This window comes from Methylobacterium sp. P3_A11 (assembly GCF_056403155.1).
The window spans coordinates 38556-61540 of sequence record NZ_JBFUGA010000024.1 but is presented as its reverse complement, the minus strand read 5'-3'; the positions used below and the strand labels follow the sequence as shown (position 1 = coordinate 61540).

General features: G+C 69.8%; 19 protein-coding genes. 8 read left to right on the top strand and 11 right to left on the bottom strand.

The features are described 5' to 3' along the window. On the bottom strand, positions 1–661 hold a 661-nt coding region (gene groEL, locus AC1DXK_RS10550), incomplete at its 3' end, for a chaperonin GroEL (RefSeq protein WP_477297695.1). Between the two features lie 74 nt (positions 662–735). Further along, on the bottom strand, positions 736–1026 hold the full coding sequence (groES, locus tag AC1DXK_RS10545; RefSeq protein ID WP_457106696.1) for a co-chaperone GroES: 291 nt from the start codon (positions 1024–1026) through the stop codon (positions 736–738). Positions 1027–1234: 208 nt separating this feature from the next. Here groES and AC1DXK_RS10540 point away from each other — a divergent pair, with 208 nt between their 5' ends. Beyond that, complete coding sequence (locus tag AC1DXK_RS10540) at positions 1235–2221, top strand: CorA family divalent cation transporter (RefSeq protein WP_477297693.1); 987 nt, start codon at positions 1235–1237, stop codon at positions 2219–2221. A gap of 209 nt (positions 2222–2430) precedes the next feature. Beyond that, positions 2431–3891: a methyl-accepting chemotaxis protein gene (locus tag AC1DXK_RS10535; RefSeq protein ID WP_457106698.1), complete on the top strand. Its 1461-nt coding sequence runs from the start codon at positions 2431–2433 to the stop codon at positions 3889–3891. Positions 3892–3939: 48 nt separating this feature from the next. Here AC1DXK_RS10535 and AC1DXK_RS10530 read toward each other — a convergent pair whose 3' ends face one another. The 4 genes from AC1DXK_RS10530 to AC1DXK_RS10515 form a co-directional block, all read right to left on the bottom strand. After that, a complete protein-coding gene (locus AC1DXK_RS10530; protein WP_457106699.1) occupies positions 3940–4206 on the bottom strand; it encodes a hypothetical protein in 267 nt (88 codons plus the stop codon). After that, entirely contained in the window at positions 4203–6500 is a 2298-nt protein-coding gene (locus AC1DXK_RS10525) for an FdhF/YdeP family oxidoreductase (RefSeq protein WP_457106700.1), read from the bottom strand. Before AC1DXK_RS10525 ends, AC1DXK_RS10530 begins: the two co-directional genes overlap by 4 nt. 326 nt (positions 6501–6826) lie before the next feature. After that, positions 6827–7903 (bottom strand): quinone-dependent dihydroorotate dehydrogenase, encoded by a 1077-nt coding sequence (locus AC1DXK_RS10520; protein ID WP_457106701.1) that lies wholly within the window; start codon positions 7901–7903, stop codon positions 6827–6829. After that, on the bottom strand, positions 7900–8250 hold the full coding sequence (locus tag AC1DXK_RS10515) for a DUF952 domain-containing protein (protein WP_457106702.1): 351 nt from the start codon (positions 8248–8250) through the stop codon (positions 7900–7902). Before AC1DXK_RS10515 ends, AC1DXK_RS10520 begins: the two co-directional genes overlap by 4 nt. 315 nt (positions 8251–8565) lie before the next feature. On the opposite strand from AC1DXK_RS10515, the gene AC1DXK_RS10510 reads away from it, so the two are divergent. The 3 genes from AC1DXK_RS10510 (at position 8566) to AC1DXK_RS10500 (ending at position 11508) form a co-directional block, all read left to right on the top strand. Further along, entirely contained in the window at positions 8566–9198 is a 633-nt protein-coding gene (locus tag AC1DXK_RS10510; protein WP_457106703.1) for a S24 family peptidase, read from the top strand. Between the two features lie 125 nt (positions 9199–9323). Next, positions 9324–10421 carry a two-component system sensor histidine kinase NtrB gene (locus AC1DXK_RS10505; RefSeq protein WP_457106704.1) on the top strand — a complete coding sequence of 366 codons (1098 nt, stop codon included), beginning with the start codon at positions 9324–9326 and terminating at the stop codon, positions 10419–10421. 115 nt (positions 10422–10536) lie between these two features. Then, complete coding sequence (locus AC1DXK_RS10500) at positions 10537–11508, top strand: TIM44-like domain-containing protein (protein WP_457106705.1); 972 nt, start codon at positions 10537–10539, stop codon at positions 11506–11508. Between the two features lie 46 nt (positions 11509–11554). Here AC1DXK_RS10500 and rsmA read toward each other — a convergent pair whose 3' ends face one another. The 5 genes from rsmA to lptF form a co-directional block, all read right to left on the bottom strand. Next, the gene (rsmA, locus tag AC1DXK_RS10495) at positions 11555–12433 is read right to left on the bottom strand and encodes a 16S rRNA (adenine(1518)-N(6)/adenine(1519)-N(6))-dimethyltransferase RsmA (RefSeq protein ID WP_457106706.1); all 879 of its coding nucleotides are present in this window, start codon (positions 12431–12433) and stop codon (positions 11555–11557) included. Between the two features lie 10 nt (positions 12434–12443). Then, positions 12444–13559, bottom strand: a complete 1116-nt coding sequence (gene pdxA / locus AC1DXK_RS10490; RefSeq protein ID WP_457106707.1) for a 4-hydroxythreonine-4-phosphate dehydrogenase PdxA — start codon at positions 13557–13559, stop codon at positions 12444–12446. 116 nt (positions 13560–13675) lie between these two features. Next, positions 13676–16255: an LPS-assembly protein LptD gene (locus AC1DXK_RS10485; protein WP_457106708.1), complete on the bottom strand. Its 2580-nt coding sequence runs from the start codon at positions 16253–16255 to the stop codon at positions 13676–13678. A gap of 77 nt (positions 16256–16332) precedes the next feature. Next, the gene (gene lptG, locus AC1DXK_RS10480) at positions 16333–17421 is read right to left on the bottom strand and encodes an LPS export ABC transporter permease LptG (RefSeq protein WP_457106744.1); all 1089 of its coding nucleotides are present in this window, start codon (positions 17419–17421) and stop codon (positions 16333–16335) included. 7 nt (positions 17422–17428) lie between these two features. Continuing rightward, positions 17429–18589: an LPS export ABC transporter permease LptF gene (lptF, locus tag AC1DXK_RS10475; protein WP_457106709.1), complete on the bottom strand. Its 1161-nt coding sequence runs from the start codon at positions 18587–18589 to the stop codon at positions 17429–17431. A 184-nt stretch (positions 18590–18773) separates the two neighbouring features. Between lptF and AC1DXK_RS10470 the strand changes: the two genes are divergently transcribed. The 3 genes from AC1DXK_RS10470 to AC1DXK_RS10460 all read left to right on the top strand — a co-directional run bounded on the left by AC1DXK_RS10470 (position 18774) and on the right by AC1DXK_RS10460 (position 22914). After that, entirely contained in the window at positions 18774–20285 is a 1512-nt protein-coding gene (locus AC1DXK_RS10470; RefSeq protein ID WP_457106710.1) for a leucyl aminopeptidase, read from the top strand. A 49-nt stretch (positions 20286–20334) separates the two neighbouring features. After that, a complete protein-coding gene (locus AC1DXK_RS10465) occupies positions 20335–21063 on the top strand; it encodes a hypothetical protein (RefSeq protein ID WP_457106711.1) in 729 nt (242 codons plus the stop codon). Positions 21064–21165: 102 nt separating this feature from the next. After that, positions 21166–22914 carry an AMP-binding protein gene (locus tag AC1DXK_RS10460; protein ID WP_457106712.1) on the top strand — a complete coding sequence of 583 codons (1749 nt, stop codon included), beginning with the start codon at positions 21166–21168 and terminating at the stop codon, positions 22912–22914. Positions 22915–22985 lie beyond the last annotated feature (71 nt).

Below are 22985 nucleotides of genomic sequence, written 5' to 3'. Positions count from 1 at the left end.
GGATGTAGGGGTCCTCAAGCTCGGCGACCATCTTCTCCGCGTTCGTGATGAAGTACGGGGACAGGTAGCCGCGGTCGAACTGCATGCCCTCGACGACGTCGAGTTCGGTCTCGGCCGTCTTGGCCTCCTCGACCGTGATCACGCCCTCGTTGCCCACCTTCTGCATGGCGTGGGCGATCATCTCGCCGATCTCCTTGTCGCCATTGGCGGAGATCGTGCCGACCTGAGCGACCTCGTCGGAGGTCGAGACCTTCTTGGCACGGGCGATGATGTCCTTCACGGCGGCCTGGGTGGCGAGGTCGATGCCGCGCTTCAGGTCCATCGGGTTGATGCCGGCGGCGACGTACTTGGCGCCCTCGCGGACGATGGCCTGGGCCAGCACGGTCGCGGTGGTGGTGCCGTCACCCGCGATGTCGTTGGTCTTCGAGGCCACTTCGCGCACCATCTGGGCGCCCATGTTCTCGAACTTGTCGGCGAGCTCGATCTCCTTGGCGACGGTGACGCCGTCCTTGGTGATGCGCGGGGCGCCGAAGCTCTTCTCGATCACGACGTTGCGACCCTTCGGGCCGAGCGTCACCTTCACCGCATCCGCGAGGATGTCGACGCCGCGCAGCATCTTATCGCGGGCGTCGGCGGAGAAACGAACGTCTTTCGCTGCCATGGTTTGCCTCTTGTCTGGTTGGGTTCGACCCCAAGACCCCGCGGGGCCTCAAAGGGTGGAGACGGGCGATCCGATCAGAGGGCGACGACGCCCATGATGTCGGATTCCTTCATGATCAGGAGGTCCTGACCGTCGATCTTGACCTCGGTGCCGGACCACTTGCCGAACAGGACGCGGTCACCGGCCTTCACGTCGAGCGCGTTGACGCGGCCGGACTCGTCGCGGGCGCCGGGACCGACGGCGATGACCTCGCCCTCCTGCGGCTTTTCCTTGGCGGTGTCCGGGATGATGATGCCGCCCTTGGTCTTCTCTTCGCCTTCGATGCGACGGACGACCACGCGGTCGTGCAGCGGACGGAACTTCATGAGCTGCCCTCTTGCTTCAGGTCTGGAGTTGGCGTTGATGCGGCCGGCGGGACCGCTTGCGAACTCGACTGTTAGCACTCTGTCTCGGCGAGTGCCAAAGACGTCGGCGAGATAGGCTCGCCACGCTTGGGTGTCAAGGCTGTCGCACCCTCGCGCGACGGCTTGATGACCTGCCCTTACCCTTTTCCCCGGCGGATGACGTGACCCCATGCTGAGCCTGCACGGACCCGAGGGCTCGCTGGCGCCGGATCTCGGCGGGGCCATCCCGGCGGACGCCGTCTGGCTCGATCTCAAGGATCCGAGTTCCGAGGAGGCGGCCGCCGTCGAGGCAGCCACGGGCCTGCGCATTCCCTCCCGGGAGGCACTGGCAGAGGTTGAAACCTCCAGTCGCCTGCGCCGAGTGAAGGCCGGTCTCTCGGTGTCGACCCCGATGATCACCTTCGAGCGCAGCGACTCGCAGTTGAAGCCCCTGGGCTTCCTGCTGTCGAAGGACCGGCTGGTGACCGTGCGCTTTCACGATCTGCGCGCATTCGACTCGGCCGGGAAGCGGATCGCCGATGGCGACGGCAGCGTCACCCCGAGCGAGGTCTTCCTGGTGATCCTGGAAGAGCTCGTGGACAGCCTCGCCGATGCCCTGGAGGATATGGGATCGGACCTCGACAGCCTGTCGACGCGGATCTTCGACTTCGATGTTCGCGGCGCCGAGCGGCGGCGCCTGGAGAGCCCGCCGCCCCGGCGCCGGGACCTCGCCCTGCGTCGGATCCTGCGGGGGATCAGCAACCGCGGAAAGGTCCTGGGAAAGATCCGCGCCAGCCTGCTGGGACTCGAGCGGATCATCCCGTTCGTGGCGGCGGCATGCGACGGCATCGGCCTGCCGGACGATACCCGGTTCGAGACCATCAAGCGGGACATCGAATCGCTCGACGAGTTCGAGACGCGCCTCGCGGAGAACGTTCAATTCCTCCTCGACGCGGCCCTGGGGCTCATCACCATCGAGCRGAACAACGTCTTCCGCGTGCTCACCGTCGTCTCGGTCGTCGGCGTTCCGCCGACGTTGATCGCCTCGATCTACGGCATGAATTTCAAGCACATGCCGGAGCTGGACTGGACCCTCGGATACCCCTACGCCCTCGGCCTGATCCTCTTCAGCGCCGTAGCGCCGATGATCTATTTTCGTATTCGCGGATGGTTCTGACCTTTTCGCATTTAATATAGTCTTCTAGTCCAATCATTGCGCATTCCGATCGTATCGCCGCCCGAGAAATCGATGTCTTTTATCCGTCCGGCGAGAAAGGCAAGGTCTCGCGCACTACCTAGCCGGGCACGACTGATCTGTCACTCCAACGAAATCGTTCATTAAGGATGTCCGCGCTATCAGGGCCGCCGAGAAACGCGAGCCTAGCCATGTTCAACCGCAGCACCTTCAACGAAGCCCAGGCCAAGATCGATGCCCTCGATCGCTCGCTCGCGATCATCGAATTCTCCATGGACGGAAACGTCCTGCACGCGAACCAGAATTTTCTGGCGCTGATGAAATACAGTCTCGCCGACATCAAGGATCGGCACCATCGCGTCTTCGTCGACAAGCACTTTGCCGAGACGGCGGATTATGCGGCGTTCTGGGACACGCTGAAGAAGGGTGAATACGTTACCGGCGAGTTCCTGCGTCTCGACAAGGACGGCGCCTCGGTGTGGCTGGAGGCAACCTACAACCCCGTCCTCGACGCCCGCGGTCGGCCCGTGAAGGTCGTCAAGTTCGCGTCGGACATTTCCGCGAAGAAGAAGGAGGTCAACCGGCTCCTGACGATGATCGACAACGTCCCGGTCGCGGTGATGACCGCGGACCTGACGAACGATTTCAAGATCGACTACATGAACGCCACGTCGCGCCGGACCCTCGGGACGATCGAGCAGCACCTGCCCGTGACGGTCGACGAGATGATGGGCTGCTCCTTCGACGTCTTCCACAAGAACCCGCATCATCAGCGGACCATGCTGGCGGATGCGAGCCGGCTGCCCCATACCACCAAGATCAAGGTCGGGCCGGAGACCCTTAATCTCCGGGTCACGGCCGTGAACGACGAGACGGGCCGGTACATCGGCCCGATGCTGACCTGGGCGGTGGTCACCGCACAGGTGAACATGGAGACCGACGTCAAGCGGGTCGTCGAGGCCGTGGGTTCCGCGATCCAGGAGATGCAGAACTCGGCCCAGGGGCTGATGCAATCGGCCGAAGCCGCGCGGGACAAGGCCTCCTCGGTCGCGGCCAGCTCCGAGCAGATGAACGGTGCGATCCAGGAGATCTCCGGTCAGGTCGGACGGGTCTCGGAGCGCGCGCAGCAGATCGCCGTCCAGGCCGGAACCACCGACGCGACGATGCGCCAGCTCGCCGAGAACGCCCGCAAGGTCGACGCGGTGGTCGGCATGATCAAGTCGATCGCCGACCAGACCAACCTCCTGGCCCTGAACGCCACCATCGAGGCGGCCCGGGCCGGCGCCGCCGGTCGCGGCTTCGCGGTGGTGGCGAGCGAGGTGAAGGCGCTCGCCGAACAGACCGCCAAGGCGACCGGCGAGATCACCCAGCAGGTGTCGGCGATCCAGAGCGCCACGGGCGAGGCGGTCGGCGCCATCGAGATGATCACCGCGGCGGTGGGGGAACTCTCCAAGCTGACCCTGTCCATGGCGGGCGCCGTCGAGGAGCAGGCGGTCTCGACCCATGAGATGGCGGGCAATATCGGCGGCGTGTCCGAGGCCGCCAGTGCCACCGGTCAGTTCGCCCAGGCGGTCCAGGGCATCGCCGAGAGCCTCGCCGGCCATTCGGCCGGGCTTTCGGAGAGCGTGACCCGGTTCATGAAGACGGCCTGATCGGGCATGGGCCGCCCGCGATCCGCGGCACCGCACTGACAGAGCCGTTCAGGCGGGCGCCGCGTACCGCGTCCGCTGTGTGCGCGGATCGCGCGCGGTCACGGCGAGGCGACCGGCCTCCTCCAGGCCGGAGACGGCCCGCAGCACCAGGGCGTGTTCCACACCGAAGGTGCGGGCGAAGGCGCGGCTGTCGCCGGGCAGGCCCAGCTCAAGGGCCGCCAGGAGGCCGGCCGCCAACGGGTCGAGGGCGGGATCGGCAGCCGTGATCCGGTCGAGGGCGGCGACGAACGCCGCCTCGTCGGGCGCCCCACTCACGCCGCCGCGCGCGCCTGCAGCGTCACTAGCACCGACTTGGAGGTCGGCGTGTCGCTCTTCTCACCGAAGGTCGAGAGCGGCACCAGGACGTTGAGTTCCGGGTAGTAGCCCGCGAGCGAACCCCGCGGCATGTCGAAGGGTACCAAGCGGAAGTCCTCGGCCCGCCGAGGGGTGCCGTCCGCGTGGAGGCCGACGATGTCGACGCGCTCCCCGAGCCGGTCGCGGATCTCCGCGAGGTCGTCCGGATGGGCGAAGACCACCCGGCGCTCGCCGTACACACCCCGGTAGCGGTCATCCAGGCCGTAGATCGTCGTGTTGTACTGATCGTGGCTCCGGAAGGTCTGGAGCACGAACGTGTCCGGCGCCTTCTGCGCGGCCTGGTGTTCGGTCTCGGCCGGCAGCGCCTCCGCCGAGAAATTGGCGCGGCCCGTTCCGGTCTCGAACACACGCTCGGCGGCGAGGTTGCGCAGCATGAAGCCACGCGGCTTGCGCACCCGGGTGTTGTAGCCGGTGAAGCCCGGGATCGTGGCGGCGATCGCCTCGCGGATCCGGTCGTAATCGGCGGCGAAGCCGGCCCAGTCGATGGCGGCCGAGCCGACCGTCGCCTGCGCCATCCCGGCGATGATGGCGATCTCGGAGCGCAGCTCTGCCGAGGCCGGCTTGTTGATGCCGCCCGACCCGTGGACCATGCTCATCGAGTCCTCGACGGTCACGATCTGGACCTTGCCCTCGGCGTTCCGGTCGATCTCGGTGCGGCCCAGGCAGGGCAGCAGGTAGCCGACCGCGCCGGGCACCAGGTGGGCGTGGTTGAGCTTCGTGGCGATGTGCACGGTGAGCCGGCACGAGGCCAGCGCCCGCGCGACGACCGGCGTGTCGGGCGTCGCGCGCAGGAAGTTGCCTCCGAGCCCGATGAAGGCCTTGGACGTGCCGTCGCGCATGGCGCGGATCGCCGCGAGCACGTTGTGGCCGTGCCGGCGCGGCATGGCGAGGCCGAAATGCTGCTCCAGGGCATCCAGGAAGGCGGCGGCGGGGCGCTCGTTGATGCCGACCGTGCGATCGCCCTGCACGTTGGAATGGCCGCGGACCGGGCAAAGGCCCGCGCCGGGCCGACCGATATGGCCCCGCAGGAACAGGAGGTTGGCGATCTCCCGGATCGTCGCCACGGAGTGGCGGTGCTGGGTTACGCCCATGGCCCAGGTGGCGATGACGCGCTGCGCCCCGAGATAGACGTCCGCCATGGCGGCGATTTCGTCCATCGTGAGGCCGGACTGGTCGAGGATCGCCTCCCAGGAGGTCGCCTCGACGGCCGTCCGGTAGGCCTCGAGCCCGTCGGTATGGTGCTCCAGGAAGGCGCGGTCGAGGAGCGAGGGGCGGCCGGCCGCCAACGCCTCGGCGTCGCGAGCGAACACGATCTTGGCGATGCCGCGGAAGGCCGCCATGTCGCCGCCGGAGCGCGGCTGGAGGTAATGACTCGCGATGGGGCGGCTCGCCCCGCGCAGCATCTCGACGGTGTTCTGCGGGTCGGCGAACCGCTCCAGGCCGCGCTCGCGCACAGGGTTCAGCACGACGACCTGCGTCCCGCGCTCGGCCGCCCGACGCAGGTCGCCGAGCATGCGCGGATGGTTGGTCCCGGGATTCTGGCCGACGCAGAAGATCGCGTCCGCCTTCTCGAAATCCTCCAGCAGGACCGTGCCCTTGCCGATGCCGATCGCGTCGATCAGCGCGACGCCGCTGGCCTCGTGGCACATGTTCGAGCAGTCGGGGAAATTGTTGGTCCCGTAGGCCCGCGCGAAGAGCTGGTAGATATAGGCCGCCTCGTTCGAGGCGCGGCCCGAGGTGTAGAACTCCGCCTGATCCGGATGGTCGAGGCCGCGGAGCGTCGCGCCGATCTCCGCGAAGGCCACGTCCCAGCTCACCGGCAGGTAGCGGTCGCTCGCTGCGTCGTAGCGCATCGGATGCGTGAGGCGGCCCTGCCCCTCGAGGGCGTAGTCGCTCCAGCCCCGCAGCTCGGTCAGCGTGTGCTTGGCGAAGAAGGACGGCTTCGTGCGCTTGTCGGTGGCCTCCCAGGAGACTGCCTTCACGCCGTTTTCGCAGAACTCGAAGGACGAGCCGTGCTCCGGGTCGCCCCAGGCGCAGCCGGGGCAGTCGAACCCGTCGGGCTGGTTGGCCTTCAGCAGCGCGCGGGCGCCGGTGAGGGGCGCGCGGCTGCCGAGCAGGTGCTTGCCGCAGCTCTTCAGAGCGCCCCAGCCGCCGGCGGCGGATGAGCGCTTGGAAGACCCTTCAGACTGGGCCATGAACCGTCCTGGAATTGGTGGCGCGAAGGCTCTCGCAACCGCGAGATAAGCGTCTCCGCAGCACCCTCACAATGGCGTGTCCGCGCAGGCCCCTCATGCACGGGACACAGGCTAACCTCCCGCTCCGTAAAGCCTTTCCAAACCGTCAAGGCGCGGATCGGCGGCCTGGGCGCCGGCTTCGCCGACGGAGCGCCGCGCTCGCGGCGTTCGCGTGCGGCGAAGCGACCTCAGGCGCCGCCGGAGGGAGGGACGCGGCGCGGCGCGGCTCGATGGCTCCGCCTCGCTCGCATTCACCAAGGCGCCGAGGCGGTCGTCCTGATGTCGGGTCAGTCCCCGCGGGCGAGATCGGCGGCGCCACGTCCGACGGCCTGCCGGAGCGACGCGATCCCATCCCGCTTCATGCGCTCCAGGAGTCCCGCCTTGATGCGCCCGACCAGCCCCGGGCCTTCGTAGACGAGGGCCGAGTAGAGTTGCACCAGGCTCGCCCCGGCTAGGATCTTGGTCCAGGCGGCCTCCGCCGAATCGACGCCGCCCACGCCGATTAGCGGCAGGTCGTCCCCGACGCGCAGGCGGGTCTGGGCCAGCATCCGGGTCGCCGGACCGAAGAGGGGGCGACCGGAGAGGCCGCCTGTTTCCCTGGCGAGCCCACGTTCGCGGAGGCTCGCCGGCCGTGCCACCGTGGTGTTGGACACGACCAGGGCCTGGACACCGCGCCGCCGGGCGGTGTCGCAGACCGCGTCGAGGGCATCGAGCGCCATGTCGGGGGCGATCTTCAGGAGGATCGCCGCCTTGGCGCCGGCCGCGTCGCGGGCCTCGATCGTCCGGGCGAGCAGCTCGTCGAGGAAGGCCTCGCCCTGGAGGTCGCGCAGGCCCGGCGTGTTGGGCGAGGATACGTTGACGGTGACGAAGTCCACCAGGGGCGCGAGCGCGGCCGTGCAGGCGGCGTAGTCGGCGAGGCGGTCGGTCGAGTCCTTGTTGGCGCCGATATTGACGCCGACGAGGCCCGGACGCCCCCTCCGGGCGCGCAGCCGGTCGGCCACCACCTCCAGCCCCTCGCTGTTGAGCCCGAAGCGGTTGATCACCGCCCGGTCGGCGGCGAGGCGGAACACCCGGGGCCGGGGATTGCCGGGCTGCGGCCGCGGAACGACCCCGCCGACCTCGACGAAGCCGAAGCCGAGACCGAGCAGCGCGTCCGGCACCCGCGCGCCCTTGTCGAAGCCGGCCGCGAGACCGACCGGGTTCGGGAAGCGGCGGCCGAGGAGGTCGACGGCGAGCCGCGGATCATCTGCCGGGGGAGCTGCCGGAGGCAGGAGGGCGAGGGCGTGCAGCGTCAGGTCGTGCGCGCGCTCCGCGTCCAGGCGGTGCAGCAGGGGCCGTACCAGGGGGAAGGCGGCTTCGATCATGCGGGCAGGATCCCGACCGGGAAGGCATGCTGTCCATCCGCCCCAAGCGGCATTTCGTCCACCGAGACCACCGCGGCGAGGGGGAGCGGTCCGTAGAGATGCGGGAACAGCGCGCCGCCCCGGGAGGGCTCGTAGCGCAGACTTTCCCCGAGGGCATCGGCCGCRACGGCGACGAGGAGCAGGTCGCCCTGTCCCGCGAAATGACGGGCCGCCGTCTCGGCAACCTGGGCAGCCGTGGAGAAGTGGATGAAGCCGTCCTGCCGGTCGATCGGCGCGCCGCTGAATGCGCCGGCGGTCTCGGCCTCGCGCCACAGGGCGCGCGGGCAGATCTTGTAGATGAGCGGCATCGAAGCTCCTCGGAACCGACGCGTCGATAGAGGGGCCGCGTGCCCGCGGCAACACCGATACGCCCCGAGGATTCGAGGAGCGATTGCATTCTGCCGCCCGTAGTTCTACTTTCCTACGAGTAGGCTGACCGTCATAGAGCCGTGTCCGGAGCGGGAGACCGTGTCCGGACTGCGCATCGTCAAGTATCGCCGCGCGTACCCGGCGGGTGTCGACCGCACCCGACGGCAAGACCGTCTGCATGCCTCCGAGGCAGCCGGATTCCGGCTGGTGAGACGGGGGCGCCTCCCCGCTCTGGGTGAGCTTCCGAGCCCGCTATGCTGTCGCACGAGCAGATCTGGAACGCCATCGACCGGCTCGCCGAACGGCACGGCTACTCGGCCTCCGGACTCGCCCGCAGGGCCGGCCTGGATGCGACCAGCTTCAACCGCTCGAAGCGCGTCGGCGCCGACGGTCGCAAGCGCTGGCCCTCTACGGAATCGGTGTCGAAGGTCCTGGCCGCGACCGGATCGAGCCTCGACGAGTTCCTGCGCCTGATCGAGGCCCGGGAGATCCCGGCCCGGACCATGGTCCCGCTGATCGGTCTCACCCAGGCCGGGGCCGGCCGCCTGTTCACCGACGAGGGTATGCCCACCGGCGGCGCCGGCTGGGAGGAAATCGAGTTCCCCGACCTCGGCGAGGAGCGGGCCTTCGCGCTGGAGATCCAGGGCGATTCCATGCTGCCGTTGTTCCGGGACGGGGACGTCCTGATCGTGTCGCCGACGGCGAGCGTGCGCAAGGGCGACCGTGTCGTGGTTCGCCTGCACGGCGGCGAGGTCCTGGCCAAGGAATTGAAGCGGCGTACGGCCCGGACCGTCGAGCTGGCCTCGCTGAACCCGGAGCACGAAGACCGGATCCTGAATCTCGGTGAGGTCGCCTGGATGGCCCGGGTCATGTGGGTGCGCCAGTAAGCCCGCGGACGAACTGGCCGGCTCGCTTGGCCCCCTCGCTTGGCCCCCTCGCTTGGCCGTGACGCGGTTCGTCGCTATCGCTCATCCGTCGCGGACCTTCCGCATCCGCTGAGTGCGAAAGCAGCATGGAGCAGCCCGGGACGGATCACAGCGCGGCCGAGGGCGGATCGCTCTCAGACGAGGCCCGCACGCTCCTCGACGCGCTGCCGACGCCGAGCCTCGTGCTCGACGCGCAGGGCCGCATCCTCCACGCCAATCCCGCCCTGGCACATCTCACCGGCTTCCCGGCGGAGGCACTCGTCGCGCGGGGCTTCGACCTGATCGTGGCGCCGCGCGCGACACCGCTCGATCCAACCCGGTCCGAAGGCCAAGATTTCCTGGCGGCGCGCGCCGACGGAACCAGCTTCTGGGGTGAACTGACGACGGCCCCCTTGCCCAACACCCAGTGCCGGATCGGCCAGATCCTGGATGTCACGCCGCGCCGCGAGGCCGAAGGCGCCCTGGCCCTGTCCCGCCAGCGCGAAGCGCTGGGGCTCCTGACCAACAGCGTGGCGCACGAGTTCAACAATTTCCTGCAGATCCTGATCGGCTACATCGACGGCCTGAAACGCCGCCTCGGCGACCGCCAGGAACCGTTCATCCAGCGGGCGATCGCGCGCTCGGCCGACGCCACCGAGCGGGCGGCGATCCTGACCCGGCACCTGTTGGCCTATTCCCGTCGCATCGCCCCCGACGTCCGGGCGGTCGACCTCGACGCGATCGTGGCGGATGTCGCCGCCCGCCTCGCCCCCGATCTGCCGGCGGGGATCCGGCTCACCGTCGCGGCCACGCCGGGCCTGCCCCGGGCGATCAGCAACCCGACCCAGATCGAATTCGCCCTGCGGCATCTCGTCGCCAATGCCTGCGAGGCCATGCCCTCGGGGGGGACCCTGACGCTGGCGACCTTCCGGATCGATCCCGGCGACCGCTCCCTGCAGCAGCCGAGCCAGGGCAGCGTCGGGATCGCCATCGGGGATACCGGGCAGGGCATGTCGCCGGAGATGCTCGCCCGGGCACTGGCGCCGTTCCAGACCAGCCACGAGGCCGGGCGCGGCGCAGGCCTCGCCATCGTGCATGGGCTGATGAAGCGCCAGAACGGCACCATCACCATCGACAGCCAGATCGGAACGGGGACCCAGGTGCGCCTCTCGTTCCCGGCGGCGCCGGAGCGCACGCTGCACTGAGCGGTAGAAAACGAGATTCCACGGTTGGTGGGCAGGACTAAAACCCGAGCCCGGCCGTTCCCATATCGTCACTGGCGCAATGCGCCCTCCGGTTCTCGTCCTCAGAGGCGTGTACATGTTTACTGAGTTTTCGCGTCGCCGGCGCGTGGCTGCCCTCCTGGCGCTGGCCGCGGCGCTGACCGTCGCGGCACCCGTCGCCGAAGCCCGTCCGGGCGGTGGTGGATCCTTCGGATCCCGCGGATCGCGCACCTACACGGCGCCGTCCGCGACGCCGACGGCCCCGGGCGGCGGCATGTCGATGCAGCGCTCGCAGACCGCGCCATCCCCCGGCATGGGCAGCCCCGGCATGCAGGCTCCGGCCGCGCCGGGCCGGCGCTTCGGCGGCGGCTTCTTTGCGGGCCTCCTGGGGGCAGGCCTGATCGGCGCGCTCCTCGGCGGCGGGTTCTTCGGGGGCCTCGGCGGTCTCGCGTCGATGATCGGCCTGCTGTTCCAGGTCGGGCTGGTCGTCCTCGTGGTGATGCTCGCGCTGCGGTTCTTCCGCCGCCGGAACGAGCCGGCTGGTGCCGGCGCCCCCTACGCCCGCTCGAACCTCGACGGGCCGCAGGGTCCGGGCGGCCCGATGGGCGGGGCTCCCGCCGGTCCTGCGGGCGGGACGTTCCGCGGCGGCCAGCGGCCCCCGCAGGCACGCCCGGTGCAGATCGGCCCGGCCGACTATCAGGCCTTCGAGCGTCTGCTCGGGGACATCCAGGACGCCTATTCCCACGAGGATCGGGTGACGCTGGGCAACCTGTCGACGCCCGAGATGGTCGCGTATTTCGACGAGGAGCTGCGCAACAACGCGGCCCGCGGGGTGGTGAACAAGATCTCCGACGTGAAGCTGCTTCAGGGCGACCTCGCGGAATCCTGGGGTGAGGATCGCACCGACTACGCCACCGTGGCGATGCGCTATGCCCTCAAGGACGTGATGGTCGAACGGGCCGGCGGCCGCGTCGTCTCCACGGATTCGTCCGAGGCGACCGAGCTCTGGACCTTCCTGCGGCAGCCCGGCCGCGGCTGGGTGCTGTCGGCGATCCAGCAGACGCGCTGACCGCCACCGCGTCCCGGCCTCCGCGCCGGGGCTTCCGAGACATCCTTCAGGCCGGCGCCGTCACAGCGGCGCCGGCTTTTCTGTGTGCGTCCCACAGGTTGGCGAGGGCGACGAAGCCCGCCACCGAGATCTCCTCCGCCCGCGCCGTCTCGGTCAGGCCCGCTTCGGCCAAGAGCGCCCCTGCATCCTGCGTCAGCACCTTGAGGCTCTGGCGCAGCATCTTGCGCCGCTGGCCGAACGCCGCCCGGGTGACGGCCTCCAGGGCACCAGCGCGGCAGGGCAGGGGCTTTGCCCGCGGCACCAGCCGGACCACGCTGGACGTCACCTTCGGCGGCGGGACGAAGGCCGAGGGGCTGACATCGAACAGAATCTCGGCCTCGCTGCGCCAGCCGCAGAGCACGCCGAGCCGGCCGTAATCGGCCCGCGTCTCCGGCCCGGCGACGATGCGATCGGCGACCTCGCGCTGGAACATCAGCACGGCCTGATCCCACCAGGGCGGCCAGGCCTCGCCGCCGAGCCAGCCGGTGAGCAGCGCCGTGCCGACATTGTAGGGCAGGTTGGCGACGATCCGCGCCTGCCCGGCGCCCACGAGTGGCCGCGGGTCGAAGGCGAGGGCATCGGCGTCGATGACCTCGAGGCGACCGGGATAGTGGGCGGCGATCTCGGCAAGGGCCGGCAGGGCGCGCGGGTCGCGCTCGATCGCCACGACGCGCGCCGCCCCCTCGGCCAGCAGCGCGCGGGTCAGGCCGCCCGGCCCGGGGCCGACCTCCACCACGGTCACGCCCGCCAGCGGTCCCGCCGCGCGGGCGATCCGGCCGGTGAGGTTGAGGTCGTACAGGAAGTTCTGGCCGAGGGCCTTCCTGGGCTCGAGGCCATGCCGGGCGACCACATCGCGCAGCGGCGGGAGCCCGTCGCCGGCACTCATGATGCGTGCGTCACAATTCGTCCTCGGGATCGAAATGTTGTGCGCCCACGGGCCGGGGCCGTCCGGCATACACGCTGAACGGAATGATCGCGGCCCCGTCCGCCGCGCCGGTCCGCGCCGCCTCGTGGGCGGCCAGCCGGTCGGCGAGGCGCAGGGCCGCCATGAGGCTGTCGGGCCGCGCGATGCCCTTGCCGGCGATGTCGAAGGCGGTGCCGTGGTCCGGCGAGGTCCGCACGAACGGCAAACCCAGGGTGACGTTGACGCCGTCGTCGAACGCGATGGTCTTGATCGGAATCAGGGCCTGATCGTGCGTGGGCGCCAAGGCGACGTCGTAGGTGGCGCGCGCGCGAGCATGGAACAGGGTATCGGCCGGCAGCGGCCCGCGAATATCGATGCCCTGCGCCCTGAGCCGCGCCACCGCGGGCGCGAGGACGTCCCGGTCCTCGTGGCCGATAGTCCCCGCCTCGCCCGCATGCGGGTTCAGGCCGGCCAGCACGAGGCGCGGCTCGGGGAGGCCGAACCGGTCCCGCAGGTCCCGGGCGACGATGAGAGCGGTCTCCTCGACGAGGTCCTGCGTCAGGAGACCGGGCACGTCCTTGAGCGGAACGTGGATCGTCACCGGCACCACCGAGAGGCCGGCGCTCCAGATCATCATGACGGGCCGGGGCGGYGTCCGGCCGGGCGGCGCCGAGAGGGCGGCCAGGAACTCGGTGTGGCCGGGATGCGCGAAACCCGCCCGGGTCAGCACGAACTTGGCGATCGGGTTGGTGACCACCGCCCGCGCGCGCCCGGCCTTCACGAACGCCACCGCCGCCGTGATCGACTCGATGATCGCGCCGGCATTGACGGAATCCGGGACACCGGGCTCGGCCGCGACGCGGGCGCCGCTGGGCAGCGGCACCACCGGGAGGGCGCGCGGGAAAACCTCGGCGGCGGTCTCGGGATCGACCTCCGCCACCGGGACGGCGCGGCCGAGGCGATGGGCGAGGCGCTCGATGAAGTCGGGATCCGCCACCAGGAAGAACGGCGGCAGCGGATCGGCGCCGCCCCGCCCGAGCCAGGCGCTGAGCGCCAGCTCCGGACCGATCCCGGCAGGGTCTCCGAGGGTGAGGGCGAGGGGCGGCATGGGGGGTCTATAGCGCCCGCGCGGGTCAGGCGCATCCCCGGTGGGGGGCGTTCGGAACGGCGATCGTGGAGTCCGCCGCCCGCTCGCCGGATCGACGGCGCCGCGCCGGAAGGCCGTCAGCGCACCGAGGCGATGCCGTCCGCCGTGATCGCGGTGCCGACGTTCTGGCGCAGGTCCGCCTCGCCCAGGGTCTTCAACTCGACGCGGAGCAGCACGGTCTGGTTGCGCTCGCGCACGCCGGTGGCGGTGGCGATCGGCGAGTTGATGTAGTTCAGCGAGACCGTCGTGCACTCGTCCTGGTAGCCGCCACCGAAGCTCGCACCCGACAGGTAGAAGCGTCCTGGGTTCTGGTAGACCGGTACCGTCCCGATCGGGTTGGCCAGGTACGAGGTTAGCGCGTCCTGATAGGTGTTGCGGACGTCGAGGTAGTGCGTGAGGTCGACGAGCAGCGAGCCCGAGATGAACCAGTTCGGCGTGATGTTGTAGGTCGCTGTGGCGGTGATGCCCTCGCGGTAGTGGCTGTAGCCGAGCAGCGGCTGCGCCTCATAGTAGGAGTAGAACGCCGACACGCTCAGGGGCAGGAACGGCGCGAACCGCGCCGTCGCTCCGGTCTCGAACCGCGACACGTGGAAGTCGGACTGGTTGAACCGGGCTCGGCTGATGAACGTGATATTCTGGTTCGGCGAGACCTGGAACCGTCCCACGAAGTCCGACCGCTGCGTCTCGAGCCCGGAATCGAGGCCGACATTGGCGATGTCGCCGCGGCGGAACGAGTTGACGCCGGCGAGTTGGATGGACTCGCCGAACAGCACGTTGGCGTACCAGCCCGACGGGGTCACGACCGAGTACTGGCCGCCGAGATTGGTGCGCACGCCACCCTCGACCCGGTCGTAGCCGGAGAATTTGTCCCACTCGAACAGGGAGGTGTCGTCGAACACGAGGCTCTGCGCGTCCTCGTTGGGCAGGCGGCCGATCCGCGTCTCCGAGGGGCGGGCGATGATCTGGCCGATCGGTTCCAGGGTGTGGACGCCGAGCGCGCCGAAGTTGGCGACGAACGGGTACCGATAGTCGAGGCCGATCGCCGGCATCACCCGGCCGGCGAAGCCCTGGTCGACATGGGCGACCTGGGGGACGAGGTCGTTCTGGTAGCCTGAGAAGCTCGTGCTGTTGAAGAACGCGTCGGTGCGCAGATACGCGAAGGGGGTGAACTTCTGGCCCATGTCGTCGATGAAGCTGCGCCGCCAGGACAGCTCCGCGGAGGCGCGGGTGTTGTTTCCGGCGAGCCCCTGGATCGCGCAGGTGCCGCGCTGGAACACCGTGCAGGTCTGGTAGAGCGGGAAGCTGACGCCGTTGACGCTCGGCGAGAACAGGTAGCTTGCGGTGCGCGGCAGCCCCTGGAACTGCGTGGTCTCCCGGTTCAGGCTGGTGATATTGGCCTGGAAGCGTACCTCGCCGCCGATCTCGGACGGACCGTTGACGCGCTTGTCGTAGTCGATGACCGGCGCGACGATCGGCTGCTGCTTCTGCCAGTCGAAGCTCGACAGTCCCTTGAAGTAGTAGCCCCGCGCCTCGAACCACGACCGGTCGCCCTGGCCGATTAGGTAGGCGGTCGAGGTCGCCTCCCGGAAATAGTCCGTGGTGATGTTCTGATTGCGGATCCGGTAATTGTCGAGGAACCACTTGTCGGTGACGCCGACGAGGTCCCAGCCCGTCCGCCAGCGGGGGTTGATGTAGAACCGGCCCTGGGACTCCACCGAGCCGCGGAAGTCGCGCTCGCCGGCACCCAGCGGGCTCGGCAGGAAGGCCGAGGGCGTCGTCTGCGAGATGCCCGACAGGCGGATGTTGTAGAAGCCGTTGTCGATCCGCTGCCGGAACTCGCCCTGCGCCAGCAGCCCCTGACGGCTGAGCAGGGTCGGCGTCAGTGTCAGGTCGTAATTCGGCGCGAGATTGATGAAGTACGGAAGCGACACGCCGTTGCCGAGTGCGGTCGTCGTGACGAAGCGCGGCGTCAGGAAGCCGGTCTTGCGCTTCACCGTCGGGTCCGGCGCCTCGAAATACGGCAGGTAGGCCACCGGGATGCCGGCGATCTCCAGCGTCGACGCGTCGAAATAGACCGTGTGGGTCTCGTTGTCGTGGATGATCTTCTTCGCCTTGATCTGCCAGAGCGGCGGCGTCTCGGGGTTGTCCTTGCACGGCTCGCAGGCGGTGTAGCTGCCGGATTCGAAGCTCGTCTGCTCGCCGTTCAGCCGCTCCGCGCGGGGGGCCGAGAAGCGGGTGCGGACGGTCTCAAACTTGCGCTGCACCGTCTGCTGGCCGCGGAAGGCGTCGACGAAGCCGGTCTTGAAGTCGTCGGTGAGCTCCATCCGCGCGCCGGTCACGACGCCGCCATCGGCCTCGGTCAGGCGGACATTGCCCTCGGCGAAGACCCGGCCGCTGTTCCGGTCGTAGCGGACGCGGTCGGCCTGCAGGGTCCGCGGACCGTAATGCAGCTCGGCATTGCCCCGTGCGGTCACGGTGCCGTGATCGTTGTCGTAGATCAGCTCGTCGGCCTCGACGAGGAGCTTGTCGCCGGGCTTGCCGGCCGTCACGGCGGGCAGCCCCTGCGCGTGCGCGGACAGGCCCCCCGCCAGCGGCGCGGCGAGCGCCAGCACGGCCAGGAAACCTACCTTCCGCAGGATGTCGGCGACCTTACGCAACGCGCGTCCCAACCCCTGTGACGTCTGCCGTCACCAACCTCAACACCCGTCCCCCGTCCCGCGCAGGATCGCGGAAGTCAGCCGTCTTCCTGGTACAGAAGCGTGAGCGTACCGAGAAGACTGCCTACCACGGCCGGGAACCAGGCCGCCACCGGTGCGGCGACGAGTCCGGACGCGCCGAGCCCCTCCATGACCTGTCGGATCACGTAGAGGGCGAAGCCGGCCGCGACGCCTCCGAGGACGAGTTTGCCGACCCCACCAAAGCGGAAGAACCGTAAGGAAACGGTTGCCGCCACGATCACCATGGCGACGAACAGGACCGGCCTCGCCCACAGGACATCGTACTGGAGACGGTACCGGGTGGCGTCCAAACCGGCCCGCTCGGTCCGCGCGATGGTTGTGGGAAGTTGCCAGAAAGGCACAGATTCCGGGGGGGTGAAGCGCTGCCGCACCTGCCCGGGATCGAGGTTCGAGGCGATCAGGTAGGTGTCGAACGACTCAGGCGGGGCGTCCGGTGTGAGAACGCGCACATCGGAGAGTTCCCAATAGCCGTCGTGGAGCGCGGCGCGGGCGGCGACCAGCTGCTCGGCGAACTTGCCGGCCGCGTCGAAGGTGAAGACCGAGACGCCCGCAAGGGTGGTGGTGCCCTCGATGGCGGTCTCGGCGCGCAGGATCGCCTCGCCGTCGAGGCCCTTCTGGCGGATCCAAAGGTCCTTGCCCGAGCCGGCCTTGGTGGATTTGGCGAAGATCTTCGCCTCGATCTCGGTGGAGCGCTGCTTCAGGAGGGCCGAGACCGGGTTGTAGACGCCGACCGCCAGCGCCCCGAGGGCCAGCGCCACGAAGAAGCCGGGCTGGAGGAACTGCCAGGCCGAGATTCCCGCCGCGCGGGCGACCACCAGTTCCAGCTTGCGCGACAGCTGCAGCAGGGCCGCCATGGAGCCGAACAGGACCGCGAACGGCAGGACGCCCTCGGCCACCGCCGGGGTGCGGTAGAGGGAGAGCTGCGCCATCAGCCCCGTGGAGGCGCCCTGGGCCTCCCCGGCGCGGCGCAGCAGCTCGACGAAGTCGAGGGTGTAGACCAGGGCGAACACGGTGACGAACACGCCGAGCACCGTGCGCAGGAACCGGGCGGCGAAGTACCGCCCGAGGGTGGGGCCGATCAGCATCATCGGGTCAGGCCGCCGGTGCGAGGCGCGGGCCGCGGACCAGAGCCCGCAGCCGGCGGGCGAGGGCGGCGTTGAACGCACGAACGCCCGGCCCGAAGAAGATCAGCAGGCTCGACAGCACGATCGCCAGCAGCGGCACGCCGTAGACCGCCGCGACCGCCGCCGGGCTGCGCGCGGCGGCGCTCACCGCCGCGAATCCGCCGATGCGCAGGGCCACGACGGCGACGATCGCGCCGGCGACCGCGAGCCCACGTCCCTGGCGCGTGGTGCGCGGGTCGCCGAGCGCCGCGAAGGCGATGAAGACCAGCGCCAGCGGGTACAGGCAGGTGGAGAGCCGGTCGTGCAGCTCGGCCCTGAAGCGGCCCTTCTGGAGCTTGTAGTAGCCCTCGGTCTGGTCCGGGAACAGGAGCTGCGCCGTGGAGCGCTCGCGGGGCTTGTAGATCGTGTCCGAATCCGGGGGCGCGAAGGCCGCGAGGTCGATCGTGTAGCGCTCGAAGGTCAGGATCGAGGAATCGCGCGAGTCCTTCTGCTGCTGGTGGACGCTGCCGTTCTCCAGGATCAGGTAGCTCTGCCCGTCGACCTCGACCGCGTTGCCGCGCTCGGCGAGGTAGACCTTGGTCTTGCCGGCCTCCCGGCGGTCCTGGATGAACAGGCCCTTCAGGGTGCCCCCCGGCCCGCGCTCGCGGAAGTGGAAGGTGATCCCGTTGTCGAGCTGGGTGAACTGCCCCTCCTTGACGACGTTCGCGATGAAGTCGCCGCGGACCCGGGTGATGACGTCGCGCAACTCCTGGAAGCTCGCGGGCATCACGACAACGACGAGGAACCCGGTCAGGAAGCTGACGATCAGCGCCAGCGTCAGGAAGGGGCGCAGCAGCGAGCGCGGCGGCATCCCGGCCGCCGACATGACGATCAGCTCGGAATCGCCGTTCAGCTTGTTGAGGGCGTAGATCGTGCCGATGAACAGCGCGACAGGGGCGATCACCACCACGAGCGTCGGCAGCGACAGGCCGGTGACGAACAGGAAGACCAGCAGCGTCTGGCCCTTGGCGGTCACGAGATCGAGCTCCCGCAGGGCCTGCGTCAACCAGATCGTGCCGGTCAGCCCGATCAGGCAGGCAAGGGTCGCGCCCAGGGCGATCCGAAAGATGTAGCGTTCGATCTGCCTCATCGGCCCGGCAGTCCCGCTCGTCCTCGCGCGCCCTCGGGGCGGCAGGGACCCGACAAAAGGGGCGATTCCAGGGCTTTCGCGCCGCGTTGCGTTCTCCGCATCAGCGGCTACACAGGGCGGATGGCCGGCACGGCGACGTGCGGGTGCGTAGTACGGCTCCGGGATAACGGGCAGGGCGACGGGTATGGCGGACGGTATCGAGATCGGTTTCGGTCCCCTGGAGCAGGGCGGCCAGGGTCCTGGCGGATCCGGCGATCTCGTGGTCTTTGTCGGCGACGACCTCGCCCTCGGATCGGCGGCCCGGGATGCCCTGGGCGCCGCGGGCGCGGATCTCGTGGCCCGCGCTGCGGCCTCGGAGAAGTTCAAGGGCCGCTCCCTCAGCGCCCTGACCCTCCCGGCTCCCGCGGGGGTCAGTGCCGATCGCTTGGTTGTGGTGGGCCTCGGCTCCGACAAGGACCGCGCCAAGACCGACTGGCCGGCGCTCGGCGGGTTCACTGCCGGCAAGGTGGCGGGGCGGACCGCCCGGGTCCTGCTCGACTGGCCCGGCGCGACCGTCACGGCGGCGCAGGCCGGCGAATTCGCCCTCGGGGCGCGCCTGCGCACCTACACGTTCGACCGCTACAAGACCAAGAAGAAGCCCGACGCCGACGACAAGTCCGGCACCGCCCTGACCCTGCTGCTCGCCGATCACGGCGCGGCGACCCGCGCGGGCGAGGGTGCCCGGAGCCTGTCCGAGGGCGTGATCCTGGCCCGCGACCTCGTGAACGAGCCGCCGAACGTGCTCTTCCCGGCGGAATTCGCCCGCCGCGCCTCGGAACTCGCCAAGCTCGGCGTCGAGATCGAGGTGCTGGAGCCGGCCCGGATGCGGGACCTCGGCATGGGCGCGCTGCTCGCGGTGGCGCAGGGCTCGGCCCGCGAGCCGCGGATCGTGATCATGCGCTGGAACGGCGGCCCCGCGGCCGAGGCGCCCGTGGCCTTCATCGGCAAGGGCGTCGTGTTCGATTCCGGCGGCGTCTCGATCAAGCCCGGCGGCGGCATGGAGGACATGAAGGGCGACATGGGCGGCGCCGCCGCCGTGGTCGGCGCGCTCCACGCCCTGGCGTCCCGCAAGGCCCGCTGCAACGTCGTCGGCGCCATCGGCATCGTGGAGAACATGCCGGACGGCAACGCCTACCGTCCTTCGGACATCCTGACCTCGATGTCCGGTCAGACGATCGAGGTGATCAACACCGACGCGGAGGGCCGGCTGGTCCTGGCGGACGTGATCACCCACGTCATCCGCAGCACGAAGCCCAAGGCGCTGGTCGATCTGGCGACGCTTACGGGCGCGATCATCGTCGCGCTCGGCCAGGACATCGCCGGGATGTTCTCGAACGACGACGCGCTGGCGGCCAACATCCACGCCGCCGGCGAGGCGACGGGGGAGAAGGTCTGGCGGATGCCGCTGATCCCGGCCTACGACAAGGCGATCGATTCGAAGTTCGCCGACATGAAGAATACCGGCGGCCGCCACGGCGGCGCGGCCACCGCGGCCTCCTTCATCAAGCGCTACGTCGAGGACGTTCCGTGGGCGCATCTCGACATCGCCGGCGTGGCGATGTCGTCGAATGCCAGCGAGATCAACCGCAGCTGGGGCGCCGGATGGGGCGTGCGCCTCCTCGACCGGCTGATCCACGACCATTACGAGGCCCGCTAGGATCGCGCCGACGGTCCGCCACGCGATGCCCGTCCCGGGGGACCGAAGCATGGCGGCCTACGCCGATTCTTCGCGCGATCCGGCGCGTCCCGGCGCTGCGGCACGGGGATCCGCCGGCGGCCTGCTGGCGGCGTCGAGCCCGATCCTCGCCATGCTGGCCGCCCTGGCGATCGTCGCGCTGACCGGAATGAGCCAGCGCGACGCCGTGCCGGAGGCCCTCGAGCCCTGGATCTTCGGCTACTTCATCGGCCGCTACCCGCTCTTCGCCTTCGCACTCGTCTACGGGCTCGGGCATCTCGCACGGGTGGCGGCGGGTTCTGGGCCTGCCTCCGTCCCGCGACGGGTGCTGTTCGGCCTCGCCGGGGCGGTGGCGCTCGCCGCGGCCGGGCTCTATCCGACCTTCGGCGGCCTCATCCTGCGCGGCGCCTTCGCCACCGGCGGCATGGCGTTCCTCACGCACCAGCCCCTGTGGCTCGCCTACGGCCTCGGCGCCGGCATCGCCGCCGCGCTGTTCGGCGGCATCCTCGGCCTGTTCGCGATCGCGGCGAACCGACCGCTGCGGCCGCGCCTGCGCCGGGTCGGGTTCGCGGCGCTGGCCTTCCTGGCGCTGTGGTTCGGCGCCGCCCTGATCGGCCTCGCAGGGGACCTGGGATTCGGCCCCTGGCCCCGCCGGGCTCTGCGCGCGGACGAGGCCGGGCTCGCAGCGCTCCTCCTGGTGGCCGCGGCCCTGCCGCACACGGCGCTGGCGACAGTGCGCCGGCATCGTCCGAAGCCCTGAAGCCCTCGCCTTGCGGGCCGGCGTCGCTTCCCGCAGAGTCTCCGGAGAGTCGGGCGTTGCGGGACTCGGCCCTAGAGAGCCGTGCCCGCGGGAGGCATCGCGATGCATGAGGCGAACGTGATCGCACACGGCGCTCGAGCCGCCACGGCCGGACCGGGGGTGGTGGGCGACGGAAGTTCGAACCGGCCGTGGCTGGCCTCGTACCCCGCCGGGGTTCCGGCGGAGATCGAGGTCGCCAGCCTGGGGACCCTGGTGGACCTGTTCGAGACCAGCATGGCCGCCTTCGGGGACCGGCCGGCCATGCTGTGCTTCGGTTCGACCCTGACCTACGCGACCCTCGGCCAGCAGGCGCGCGACCTCGCGGCTTGGCTGCAGGGACAGGGCCTGAAAAAGGGCGACCGCGTCGCGATCATGCTGCCGAACGTGCCGGCCTATGCGGTGGCGATCTTCGGCGTTCTGCTGGCGGGGGGAACGGTGGTCAACACCAACCCGCTCTACACGCCCCGGGAATGCGCGCAGCAGATCAACGATTCCGGCGCGCGGATCCTGATCGTCCTGGAGAACTTCGGCGCGACCGTCGCGGCGGCGCTGCCGGACGTCACCCTCGACCGGGTCGTCCTCGTCGGTCCCGGCGACGGGCTCGGCGTCAAGGGTCAGGTGATCAACCTCGCCAGCAAGCACGTCCGCAAGGCCGTCCCGCCGTTCCGGTTGCCGGACGGTCTGGCAACGCCCTTCGCCACGGTCCTGCGGCGGGGACGATCCATGAAACGGACCGCGATCCCGGTCGAACCGGAGGATCTCGCCTTCCTGCAATACACCGGCGGCACCACGGGCATCGCCAAGGCCGCGATGCTCAGCCACCGCAACATCATGGCGAATGTCGAGCAGTCGCAGGTCTGGTTCAACTCGAAGGATCCGAGCGTCCCGCGCTGCGTGGTCACGGCACTGCCGCTTTACCATATCTTCGCGCTCACCGCCTGCTTCTTCCAGTTCATGCGCAGCGGCGGATCATGCCTTCTGATCCCCAATCCGCGCGACTGCGACGGCATGGTGAAGACGCTGAGCCGCACCCGCTTCACCCACCTGATGGGCGTGAACACGCTGTTCAACGTACTCATCAACCATCCGAAGATCGGCACGGTGGACTTCGCGAACCTCGACTTCGTGGTCGGCGGCGGCACGGCCGTCCAGCGGGCGGTGGCCGAGCGCTGGCGGGCGCTCACCGGCAACACGATCATCGAAGGCTACGGCCTGTCCGAGACGTCCCCGGTGGTGTGCGTCAACCCGCTGGGGATGCGGGATTTCTCGGGGACCATCGGGTTTCCGCTGCCCTCGACCGAAGTCTCGATCCGCGACGTGTCCGGGCAGCCCGTCCCCGCGGGGCAGGCCGGCGAGATCTGCGTGCGTGGTCCGCAGGTCATGCGGGGCTACTGGAACCGGCCGGAGGAGACGGACCGCGCCATGACCCCGGACGGCTTCTTCCGTACGGGCGACGTCGCGGTGATGCAGGCGGACGGGCAGTTCAAGATCGTCGACCGGATGAAGGACATGATCCTCGTCTCCGGCTTCAACGTCTATCCGAACGAGGTCGAGGATGTCCTGGCCGCCCATCCCGGCGTGCTCGAATGCGCGGTGGTCGGCGCGCCCAGCGAAGAGACCGGCGAGATGGTGGTGGCCCATGTCGTCCTGAAGGATCCGACGGTCACGGCCGACGCCCTGCGGTCGCATGCGCGCACCCAGCTCACCGGCTACAAGGTGCCCCGCCGCGTGGTGGTCCACGACACGCTGCCCAAGACCAATGTCGGCAAGGTTCTGCGGCGGATGCTGCGCGACGACGTTCCCCCGCCCTGATCGTCGGGCGGCGGAACACGCTCCGTGCCTGCGTCGCGCCGCCGCTCTCCCGCCACGTAACCCTGGGCGCC